Annotated in this window: 7 protein-coding genes and 1 pseudogene; all 8 read right to left on the reverse strand. The window is 27.6% G+C overall.

What is annotated here, in order from left to right; translation table 11 throughout:
* Nucleotides 1-15 precede the first annotated feature (15 nt).
* The 8 genes and pseudogenes from I2E98_RS12535 to I2E98_RS12570 all read right to left on the reverse strand — a co-directional run bounded on the left by I2E98_RS12535 (nucleotide 16) and on the right by I2E98_RS12570 (nucleotide 8294).
* Nucleotides 16-1077, reverse strand: a complete 1062-nt coding sequence (locus I2E98_RS12535) for an ABC transporter ATP-binding protein (RefSeq protein WP_195469238.1) — start codon at nucleotides 1075-1077, stop codon at nucleotides 16-18.
* Nucleotides 1077-1657: pseudogene (locus I2E98_RS12540) on the reverse strand (hypothetical protein). Before I2E98_RS12540 ends, I2E98_RS12535 begins: the two are co-directional and overlap by 1 nt.
* A 12-nt stretch (nucleotides 1658-1669) precedes the next feature.
* Nucleotides 1670-2509, reverse strand: coding sequence for a sulfate ABC transporter permease subunit CysT (cysT, locus tag I2E98_RS12545; protein ID WP_195469239.1), 840 nt, complete (start codon nucleotides 2507-2509; stop codon nucleotides 1670-1672).
* Between the two features lie 40 nt (nucleotides 2510-2549).
* Entirely contained in the window at nucleotides 2550-3569 is a 1020-nt protein-coding gene (locus tag I2E98_RS12550) for a sulfate ABC transporter substrate-binding protein (RefSeq protein ID WP_195469240.1), read from the reverse strand.
* 260 nt (nucleotides 3570-3829) lie between these two features.
* Nucleotides 3830-4846: an alpha-hydroxy-acid oxidizing protein gene (locus I2E98_RS12555; protein WP_195469241.1), complete on the reverse strand. Its 1017-nt coding sequence runs from the start codon at nucleotides 4844-4846 to the stop codon at nucleotides 3830-3832.
* A 202-nt stretch (nucleotides 4847-5048) separates the two neighbouring features.
* Nucleotides 5049-6113: a nitronate monooxygenase family protein gene (locus tag I2E98_RS12560; RefSeq protein ID WP_195469242.1), complete on the reverse strand. Its 1065-nt coding sequence runs from the start codon at nucleotides 6111-6113 to the stop codon at nucleotides 5049-5051.
* 317 nt (nucleotides 6114-6430) lie between these two features.
* Nucleotides 6431-7267, reverse strand: coding sequence for an aldo/keto reductase (locus I2E98_RS12565; protein WP_195469243.1), 837 nt, complete (start codon nucleotides 7265-7267; stop codon nucleotides 6431-6433).
* 172 nt (nucleotides 7268-7439) lie between these two features.
* A complete protein-coding gene (locus I2E98_RS12570) occupies nucleotides 7440-8294 on the reverse strand; it encodes a MurR/RpiR family transcriptional regulator (RefSeq protein WP_195469244.1) in 855 nt (284 codons plus the stop codon).
* Nucleotides 8295-8582 lie beyond the last annotated feature (288 nt).

Below are 8582 nucleotides of genomic sequence, written 5' to 3' on the forward strand. Positions count from 1 at the left end.
AATAAAGTTTTACTATTAAATAAATACAGAGTTCTTATCATTCATTGATGAATTTTCAACTATATATGATTTATCTTTATGAAATACATATAATCTATAAATAAGAACTCTTACTTTTTCACCAACATAAACAGCTTTATCTTCAGTACCTCTTGTTGTAGTTAAAATAATACCTTTTACATTAACCTTAATTTCTATATAGTTGCCTCTAAAAGATACATTTTCTATAATACCTTCCTCAGAAGCTATAATATATTGAGTTTCTTCATCTAATTTTGACACCTTGATAAATTCTGGTCTAATAATTACTTTATCTACATTGTCTATTTCCTCAAACCCTTTAAGTTTATTATAATAATCAATAACAGTTGAATGACCGATAAATTCTGCTACGAAAGGTGTCAATGGATTTTTATAGATTTCTAATGCAGAACCTTTTTGTTCTACTCTGCCAGCATTAGTAATTATTATTTCATCTGCTACTTCTATTGCTTCATCTTGATCGTGAGTAACGAAAATACTTGTAACTCCGACTTTAGTAATCATATCCTTAAGCCAATTTCTTAGTTCTTCTCTAACTTTAGCATCAATAGCAGCAAAAGGTTCATCTAACAATAAAAGATTTGGCTTTGGAGCTAATGCTCTTGCAAAAGCAACTCTTTGCCTTTGACCTCCAGATAATTCACTTGGATATCTTTTTTCTAATCCTTCTAATCCTATTAATTTAATTAAATCTATAACTCTTTCTTTAATCTCACTTTTATTCTTTTTTTGTACTTCAAGACCAAAAGCAATATTATCAAATACAGTCATATATTTAAATAAAGCATAGCTTTGAAAAACAAAGCCAATTCCTCTCTTATTAGCAGGAATATCATTTACACAAACACCATCTATAAATATTTCACCACTATCTGGTTGTTCAAGACCTGCTATCATCCTTAATATAGTTGTTTTACCACTACCACTTGGTCCTAATAATCCAATTAACTTACCTTTTTCTATTCCAAAGCTTATATTATTAGAAGCTTTATAATTACCAAAGTTCTTATTAATATTCTTTAATTCTACATACACTACATTTCACTATCCCTTTTTCCTTTATATTCAACAATATTTCTTATTATTAATATAATTATTGCTAAAATTACTAATATTGAAGATACTGCAAAAGCATCAACAAGTTTAAACTCGTTGTACAATATTTCCACATGTAAAGGTAATGTATTAGTTTTACCTCTTAAATGTCCAGAGACAACATGAACTCATAAGCCCAACCAATTCTTCCAAAAGCCAAAACAAATATAAGTCCTCCTATTACAGGAGATATTGCAAAAGGTATATCTATTAAAGTTGTTAATAGATTCTTTCCCTTAAAATTGAACTTTGTTATTGTCCATGCTGCAAAAACTCCAAATATAGTATTTATAAATACAGAAACTATAGTTGCTAACAAAGTAAGTTGTAAAGCTTTTATAGTATATTCATCTAATACTGCCTTTTTATAAGCTTCAAATCCATTTTTAAAACAGTAAGAAATAACTACAAAAATAGGAACTATAAGCATAACAAAAATAAATATAATACTAATTGTTAATAAAACAGTTTTAGTAATATTAGTAGTTTTATTATTCCTTTTTAAAGTTAAATTTGCCATATAGTTACCTCCTTAATTGAAAGCTCTTTTACTTACATATGATTGTATTATATTGATTAAAAGCAATATTATAAATGAAATTACTAACATGACAATTGCTATTGAAGTTGCATCAGTATATTTATATTGCTCTAGTTTAGTCATAATAATTAAAGGTACAACTTGAGTTTTAAAGGGTATATTACCTGCAATAAAAATGACACTTCCATATTCCCCTATCCCCCTTGCTAATGCTAAGCCAAAACCTGTAAGTATAGCTGGAAAGATTTCAGGTAAAATAACACGGAAGAATGTTTTACTTCTAGTAGCACCTAGCATAGTTGCTGCTTCTTCATATTGTTTATCCATTTTTTCTAAAACAGGTTGTATACATTTTACAACAAAAGGAATACCTATAAATATCATTGCAATAATTATACCTATTTGTGTATATGCAATTTTAATATTAAATTTATGAAAGATACTTCCTATCCATCCTTTATCTGAATATAAAGAAGTTAATGATATACCTGCTACTGCGGTAGGTAAAGCAAAAGGTAACTCTATTAATCCATCTAATATCCTTTTCCCGAAAAATTCATATTTCACTAAAACCCAAGCTAGTATAACTCCAAAAATTGAATTAATTAGTGCAGCAATTACAGCTGAAGATAAACTTACTTTATAAGCTGAAAGAACCTCTTTGGTAGTTACAATTTGAATAAATTCTTTAAATGTTATTCCTGATAAAGAAATTATTAATGATGCCATAGGAATTAAAACAATTATACTTAGTAGTGTTAATGTTATTCCTAGTGATACTCCAAATCCGGGAATTATTCTTTTTTTATTTTTTGCTCCCTTCTTATTCATAAAATATAACCCCTTCTTATTTATTGCTTATTACTAGCACTTATTTATATATTTGATCAAAAATTGCTCCATCTACAAAGAACTTTTCAGTAGCTTTTTCCCATCCTCCAAGATCATCAATAGTTACTAAATTAATATTTAAATCAAATACATCTGAATATTCTTGTAAAATTTCATTATTTGAAGGTCTATAATAATTATCTGCTGCTATTCTTTGAGCTACATCTGAGTATAAATATTGAAGATATTCCTTAGCAACATCTTCTGTTCCTCTACTTTCTGTAATTTTATCAACTACAGCTACAGATGGTTCTGCTAATACACTTATACTAGGTGTTATTATTTCAAATTCATCTGGATGTTCTTCAACTGAGAGATAAGCTTCATTTTCCCATGCTATTAATACATCACCTTGTCCATTTTCAACAAAGGTAGTTGTAGCAGCTCTAGCACCTGAATCAAGTACAATAACATTTTTATATAATGAGCCTACAAAATCTTTTATATTTGATTCATCACCTTCAAATTTTTTATTTGCATATTCCCAGGCAGCAATAAAGTTCCAACGAGCTCCACCTGAAGTTTTTGGATTTGGAGTAATAACTTCAACTCCTGGTTTAACTAAATCATCCCAATCTTTAATATCTTTTTCATTTCCTTTTCTTACAAGAAAAACAATAGTTGATGTATATGATGCACTATTATTATCAAACTCATCAATCCATCCTTCATCTATTAATCCTGAATCTTCAATAGCTGTAATATCTTGAGCTAATGCAAGTGTTACAACATCAGCATCATTACCTTCAATTACTGAACGGGCTTGACTCCCAGAGCCACCATGTGATTGAACAATAGTAACGTCTTGACCTGACTTTTCCTTCCAATAATTTTGAAACTCTTTATTATAAGATTCGTATAATTCTCGGGTTGGATCATAGGATACATTTATTAATTCTATTGAATTTTCATCTACACTTGTTTCTTTACCACATCCAACAAATAGTCCTATGGCTAAAATTAATGTTGAAGCTAATACTATTATTTTTTTACCTTTCATATCTTTCTCCTTTATGAATATTATTTTAATTCATAGTTCTTTTTTGATTTGCAAATATACCTCGCTTTTCCTATAGGATTACTATGAATTAACAAAAGTATACTTCCATATTATTCCATTGTCAATATTTTTTTTATAATTTTAGTTGAAATATTGATTTATGTTATAATAATGTGTAAAAAAGTAGTGGCTAAAAATGATTTATAATCATTTTTAGCCACTATTTTAATTGCTTTTGTTTTTATAATATAAATAACTTTCTATTTTCTAATCATCTCTCTAGAAATTTCACTAATTGAATATGCACCACACATAGTCATAGTATCTTCAAGTTCAGATGCTAATTTATTAATATATAGTTTTATACCTTCTTCTTCACCACCATAAAGTGCAGTAACAAAAGTTCTGCAAATAAGAACACCATCTGCACCTAATGCTAAAGCTTTAAATATATCTACACCAGATCTTATACCACCATCAACAAAGATCTTCATGGAGCCTCCAACTGCATCAACAATATCAGCAAGAACTTCGGCCGTGGATGGACATTGATCTAATACTCTTCCACCATGATTAGAAACTACTATTGCATCTGCTCCAGCTTTCTTAGCCTTTAAAGCTCCCTTTACTGTCATAATGCCTTTAACTATAAATGGAAGATTTGAAAGTTTAATGATTTCTTTAAGTTCTTCTACTGATTTTGCACCAGCTGGTGGATTCATATTCTTTAAAAATGGAAGGCCTGCAGCATCAATATCCATTGCAACTGCAATTGCACCACTATCTTTAACTAATTGTATTTTTTCTTTAATAGTGTCAATATTCCATGGCTTAATAGTTGGAACTCCTAATCCACCAACAGCTTTTATTGCAGTAGTAGCTGATTTCATAACTTCTGGATTTGTTCCATCTCCTGTAAAAGCTAGTATACCAGAATTAGCACATGCTGATACTAAGATATTATTATATGACATATCATTATATTTATCACCGTAATGCAAATTAACTGCTCCTACTGGACCTGCAAAGAAAGGATATTTAAATTTTTTACCAAATAAGTCTATACTTGTGTCTATAGGTTTGTTTTCAGTTAATGTATCCATATTGATACGTATTTCTTTCCATTTATCATAATTACGAATCGCTGTATCACCAACACCTTTAGCTCCTGGACCAGGAATTTGATTTCTACAGACTTTTCCGTTACACTCTACACAGGCCTTACAATAATCGCCAATATAATTTTTAGCGTTTTCTAAAACTTTATTATAATTCATAATTTAACATTACCTCCTAGATTTTTAATTTATATATATTTTAAAATAATAAAAAGACAAAACTATATTTTAAAATATAGATTGTCTTTATTATATAATATTTTAAATTAATAATCTTATAAATGTTATATAAAAAGAAATACCCAATGTAAAATAAGTATTTCTTTTTATTACTTTAATTTGTTTAATCTTTTTAAAAGTATTAATCAATATTTTCAGTTAATTCTTGAATTAACTCTTTAACAGTAAGAATTTTATCTAGTCTATAAGCATTTTCACCACAAAATACTAGTGAGTTTTCTACATCCCCTTTTACAGCACGAACTAATGCACCAGTTATGCAATATGGTATGGTAGACATATCACATTTCTTTAAGCACTTATAACATTTACTTATTTTTTCATTTGTTAACCTTCTTTCTTCCATAAACTTATTACTTATAGCACGTCCAGGCATACCAACAGGACTTTTTACAATCATTATATCTTCTTTTTTAGAATTTATATATGCCATTTTAAAATTTATATGTGCATCACATTCTTCAGTAGCAACAAATCTTGTTGCCATTTGAACTCCTGAACATCCTAAGCTAATATAATGATCTATATCATTTCTATCATAAACTCCACCAGCAAATACTACTGGAATCTTTTTATTATATTTTTTTTCATACTCTTTAACAATATCTATTATTTCAAGAACTTCTTTATCATAGCCCTTAGACACGTATTCTAATATGCTATCATTAGAAAATCCTAAATGTCCGCCCGCCTTTGGTCCTTCTATGATTACCATATCTGCAGTTTTTCCATAACGTCTATCCCACATTTTAAGAATAATACTGGCTGATTTTGGTGGTGATACTATTGGGGCTATCTTTATATTTGAGCCTTCTGTAAATTTTGGTAAATCAGTTGGTAGTCCTGCACCAGATATAATTAAATCTGCTCCATTATCTATAGCACATTTTACATAATCCTCATAATTTCGTGTTGCACACATAATATTAACACCTATTATTCCATTATTTGATATAGCCTTTGCTCTCTTAATATGTTTTCCTAATGCTCTTATATTAGCTTTTAAAGAATCTATTTCAAAATCATTCTCTAAATATCCAGGTTGTGCAGCAGATATAACTCCTATTGCACCTTCCTTTGCTACAGCTCCTGCAAGTGAAGATAAGCTTACACCTACTCCCATGCCGCCTTGTATTATTGGTACTTTTGCAACTAAATCTCCTATTTTTAATGTATTTAATTTCATATATTAATCCTCCTAGTAATCCAAACTGAAACAAGTAGTTTTAATAACCACTTGTTATATATAAGTATATCCTCGTTGCAAAAATATGTCAATATATAATAATCCAAGAAAATTTTTCTTAAATTTATTTATAAAAAAACACATATGTATAATGAAAACATTTCTATCAAATAATATTGGTTCTTCATTATACGTATGTGATTATCTTGTTTTATAGATTTATTTTTATACAAAAAGTAAACAATTAAATTAATAAAATTCTAATCATAGAAAAAGCTTATCATTCTTTCCTGAATTTTTTTAAGATAAATAAAATTTTATTCAAACTTAAGATATGTTGTATTCTCAGGTACTCCGCTTACTGATACATTATCACCTTCATTTACTGAATCGATAATACTCATATCATCATTAGAAAGTTCAAAATCAAAAATACTTAAGTTTTCTTTTATTCTTCCTTCATTTGATGATTTTGGTATAGGAATTATCCCTCTTTGTACATGCCATCTTAATATTATTTGAGCTATGGTTTTCTTATATTTTTCAGCTAACCCTAGTATTAATTCATTAGAAAATAATTTACCTCTCATTATAGGACTCCATGCAACAAGTTGAATATTATTCTCTTCACAATATCTTAACATATCATTTTTTGAGCTTTGAGGATGGATTTCAACTTGATTTACCATAGGCATTATTTCAGCTGTTTTCTTTAATTCTTCTAAATGTCCAATTTTAAAATTACAAACTCCAATGGATTTTACTTTACCTGTTTTATAAAGATGTTCAAATGCTTTCCAAGTTTCAGAGTTTAATTTATTTGGCCAATGTATAAGATATAAATCGATATAATCCACTTGTAATCTTTCTAAAGATTTATTAAATGCTTCAATAGTTTTATCATATCCATGATCATCATTCCAAAGCTTGGTAACAAGAAAAATATCTTCTCTATTGATTCCACTTTCCTTTATTCCATTTCCAATGCCAACCTCATTTACATAAAAAGAAGCAGTATCAATTTGCCTATACCCTATCTTTAAAGCATATTTTATAATCTTAGCAGTTTCTTCATCACTTCCAGATTTATATGTTCCAAATCCAATAGAAGGCATTTTTACCCCGTTACTTAATATCTTAAAATTCTTATTCATAATATACAACCTACCTTTTACTTTCTATTAATTTTACTCTATTTTAGCCAACTACTAGTGCTTTTGTAGCTATATTATAAAATAGTGAAGTATCTAGAATCCCTATTATTTTTTAGATTATTATTAAAATTAGAAATATCAACAATATTTTTTTATTAAATTCAACATCAATTTATATTTTTTCATCTGCAATAGATTGAGCATGTCTGCTTATATTAGCATAAACATCATCTTTTCCAACTGTTAAGAAAAGATATAATATTTCAATTACAGTCATAGCTGATATTCTAGAAAAATAATATTCGGATAAAAATAATTTTTCTCTAGTTGATGTTTTAATATGATAATTACAAATCTTTGCCAATGGAGAATTAGCACTATTAGTTATTCCTATAGTAGTGGCTCCCTTTTCTGAAGCTATTTCGACAACATCAATTAATTTCTTTGATGCACCGGAATTTGAAATAACTATAACAACATCATCTTTTGATAAATTATATGTATATGCAATTTGAGTTTCCCAAATAGTATTAGTGACAGCGGGAATTCCAATTTGATTTAACTTATAACATCCATCTAACGCAATAGGTATTGTATTTCCAACTGCTACAAATTGAACTATTTTTGCATTTTTTAATATGCTTAATATTTCTCTTAATTCTTCCTCATTAATCATTGAAATTGTTTGTTTTAACTCTTCAATTTTATTAGCTAAAATATTATTAAGAGAATCTTTAATATTATTTTCACTAACACTACCCGAAATGGTGAAACCTTCTTTTTCAGAGTCAACAATTTCTTGTGCTAATGTTATTTTTAAATGATGAAACCCTTTCATATTGCATTTTTTACAAAACCTTGTAATTGTTGCTTCACTAGTTCCAGCATTTTCAGCTAATTCAGAGATCGTCATTTCAATTACTTTTGTTTTATTAGCTAGAATATAATCAGCTATTTTTTTTTCTGCCTCAAAAAAGTTATTATATTCTGAACAAATTATATTCATAACTGACTTTAAATTTTCCACACTAACACATCCTTACATTAATATATCTCTTACTAAAAATATACCAATAAAAATTATTTTTGTAAATATAAATTTTATAAAAATAATTTTCGTTGTATAAACTTTATTTTCATAAAATTTTCACCTGGATTTAAATATATTAGCTTTAGTATAAGTAAAAAAGAGTAAGAAAATTTAACTCTTACTCTTTTTTACAATTTAATATTAATTTCTATAATAGTGCAAAAATACTTGAATAATTTTACAACTGAATAAAATAAAAAAACATTTATGATAAATCCTTGCTAT

The organism is Clostridium sp. D43t1_170807_H7 (assembly GCF_015555905.1).
In the GTDB taxonomy this organism is placed as follows: Bacteria; Bacillota; Clostridia; order Clostridiales; family Clostridiaceae; genus Clostridium.